This is a genomic window from Pseudoalteromonas sp. SR45-5 (assembly GCF_014163565.1).
In the GTDB taxonomy this organism is placed as follows: domain Bacteria; phylum Pseudomonadota; class Gammaproteobacteria; order Enterobacterales; family Alteromonadaceae; genus Pseudoalteromonas; species Pseudoalteromonas distincta.
On the sequence record NZ_JACJDN010000512.1, the window covers coordinates 1 to 2,932 of the forward strand.

Consider the following 2,932-nt stretch of genomic DNA (forward strand, 5'->3'; position numbering starts at 1 on the left):
GCCGATATCGACAACTTTAAAAATATTAATGATAACTACGGGCATGTAATTGGCGATGAGGTTATTTTACTTGTTGCACGGCTACTAAAAAATAATTTTAGAATAGAAGACTATGTATTTAGGTATGGTGGTGAAGAATTTGCTATGTTATTTCAAGCAGAAACAGAGGGTGATGCACATGTTGCACTTAACCGGTTACGCCTTAATGTTGCCCAATACCCTTTTCCACAAATTGGCCAATTAACCATTAGCATTGGTTTTTTAGAGTTAGTGAGTATTGATACTGTATCGAGTATTGTAAACCAGGCTGATTTAGCGCTTTACTACTCTAAAAATACTGGTCGTAATAGAGTTACCTCCTACAGTGAATTAGAAGTTAATAACGAACCAAAGATAGATAACAGTATTGAGCTTTTTTGATTGTAAATTTGTGCTAAAATCTGGCTCCTTAAATTGTTGTAAGCAGAGCACAGAACATGAAATTAGTTCGTTGGTTTTTAGGTTGTATAATCTTATTCTTTAATTTTGTATTTACTCCTCGCAGTAAAAAGCGTGCAAGCGACGAGCAAGCACAGCTTGATCAGCAAACCTCACAATTTAAACTGTACCAATTTAAAGCATGCCCGTTTTGTGTAAAAGTACGCCGCGCTATTAAGCGCGAAGGCTTAAACATAGAAACGCGTGATGCAAAAAATAATGAGCAATATCGTCAAGAGCTTCTTGAGCAAGGCGGCAAAGTTAAAGTGCCTTGTCTGCGTATAGAGAAAAATGGCCAAGTACAATGGCTGTATGAATCAAACGATATTATTGCTTACTTAAACAAAGTAGCTGCATAAACCACTTTTATTATCTCACTTATTTAAAGAGAATTTACCATGACAATTCGCACCCGTGTTGCCCCGTCGCCAACTGGTGACCCGCATCTTGGCACCGCTTATATCGCCTTATTTAACTACTGTTTTGCTAAACAACAAGGCGGTGAATTTGTACTTCGTATAGAAGATACAGACCAAGTACGTAGCACGCCAGAGTCTGAACTTGCGATTATGGATAGCTTACGCTGGTTAGGGCTTGAGTGGGATCATGGTCCTGATGTGGGTGGCGAATTTGGTCCTTACCGTCAATCTGAGCGTAGCGATTTATATAAAAAATACGCGCATCAGTTAGTTGACGATGGTAAAGCGTTTTACTGCTTTGCAACAAGCGAAGAGCTTGATCAAATGCGTGAAGAGCAAATGGCAGAAGGCTTGCGCCCTAAATACGACGGTCGTGGTTTAAACCATACAGATGAAGAAATTAAAGCAAACTTAGCGGCAGGCAAACCTTACGTTATACGTATGAAAATCCCAAGCGAAGGCACATTTAAGTTTAACGACTACCTACGAGATGAAATTGAGATCCCGTGGGAAAACGTAGACATGCAAGTGCTTTTAAAAGCGGATGGTTTCCCAACGTACTTTTTAGCGAACGTAGTTGATGACCACCATATGCAAATTAGTCATATTTTCCGTGGCGAAGAGTGGATTAACTCAGCACCTAAGTTATTAAAACTTTACGAAGATTTTGGTTGGGAAGCGCCAGTACTTGGTCATTTACCATTACTACGTAACCCAGATAAATCAAAGCTATCTAAGCGTAAAAACCCAACGTCTATTAACTACTATAAAGAAATGGGTTACCTGCCAGAAGCCGTGCTTAACTACTTAGGTCGTATGGGTTGGTCAATGCCAGATGAGCGTGAAAAGTTCACACTTAATGAAATGATTGAAAACTTTGACATGAAGCGCGTATCGCTTGGTGGCCCAGTATTCGACGTGGATAAATTAAGCTGGTTAAACGGCATGTGGATCCGCGAAAATTTAACCGACGAGCAGTTAATTCAGCGCTTTGTTGATTGGAAGTTTAACGGTGAAATGTTAGCTAAAGTATTACCTGAGGCTAAAACGCGTATTAATACCCTTTCGGATATGGTTGAGCTGGCAGGGCACTTTGTAGGTGGTATTCCAACTTACGATCCTGCGCTATTAACAGCTGGTAAAGCAGACGAAAACGTAATACGCCAAGCACTACAATTTTTTGTATGGCAGCTAGAAGGATTGCGTAGCTTTGATAAGCCCGCTATTTTTGCAATTGCAAAAGAAGTGGCTACATTCCACGAGCTTAAAATCAAAGACTTTTTAGAGCCAATTTTTGTCGCAATTACAGGCAAAACATCAAGTACGTCGGTGCTTGATGCAATGGAAATATTAGGCTCTGACTTATCACGTGCTCGTTTACGTGTAGCGCTTGCTCATTTAGGTATTTCTAAAAAGCAGGCTAAAAATATAGAGCGTGCGTACCGCGAATACCCAAGTGCATAATTACTAAAATGCACTTATAAAAGCCGAGCTTAGTAAAATAAGTTCGGCTTTTTTTGTTTCAGGCTGTTTAGCTATATGACATCGTATTTTGATATTGTTTAGCCTAAGCATTCATAATTTACTAAATGCTACAATGCGGCATATAAACTCATAGGAGGCAGTATGATTGCACCTGTAAAAAACAAAGCCATTTTTAGCAGTAACACATTTTCGATAAACCTTGTTACTTACCCAACCAATCATAGCGTAATGAACCATATTGACCCTGTGCAGCAAGGGCGCTATTACAAGCTTAATTTTGTATTAGAGAAACCTAAAGCGGGTGGGGTATTTAAATGCTCAAAATGCATTATAAATTTATTTAATCGCGTGTATTTGTTCAGACCCGATAAGTACGAACACAGCGTATCTAAAATCGAGTCTGGAAAGCGTGTGCTACTGAGCTTTGCGCTTAATATATAATTTGCACTTTTACTTATTAATAGTCGTAAGCCTGTCCGGTGCATAAAACAGATAGGTCGCAGTACGATACAGAGGTTTCACTACAGGAATTAATAGTAAAAGCATTCCCG

At 39.3% G+C, this 2,932-nt stretch carries 4 protein-coding genes; all 4 read left to right on the forward strand.

Annotated features, from left to right (window positions below; translation table 11 throughout):
• Positions 1-420 (forward strand): GGDEF domain-containing protein (locus H5072_RS15870; RefSeq protein WP_182694069.1); only part of this gene is annotated, 420 nt, incomplete at its 5' end.
• Between the two features lie 56 nt (positions 421-476).
• Positions 477-836, forward strand: coding sequence for a glutaredoxin domain-containing protein (locus H5072_RS15875; protein WP_002961611.1), 360 nt, complete (start codon positions 477-479; stop codon positions 834-836).
• Between the two features lie 39 nt (positions 837-875).
• On the forward strand, positions 876-2,360 hold the full coding sequence (gene gltX / locus H5072_RS15880) for a glutamate--tRNA ligase (RefSeq protein ID WP_002961608.1): 1,485 nt from the start codon (positions 876-878) through the stop codon (positions 2,358-2,360).
• A 162-nt stretch (positions 2,361-2,522) separates the two neighbouring features.
• Positions 2,523-2,822, forward strand: a complete 300-nt coding sequence (locus H5072_RS15885) for a hypothetical protein (protein ID WP_002958795.1) — start codon at positions 2,523-2,525, stop codon at positions 2,820-2,822.
• The last annotated feature ends 110 nt before the right edge of the window (positions 2,823-2,932 follow it).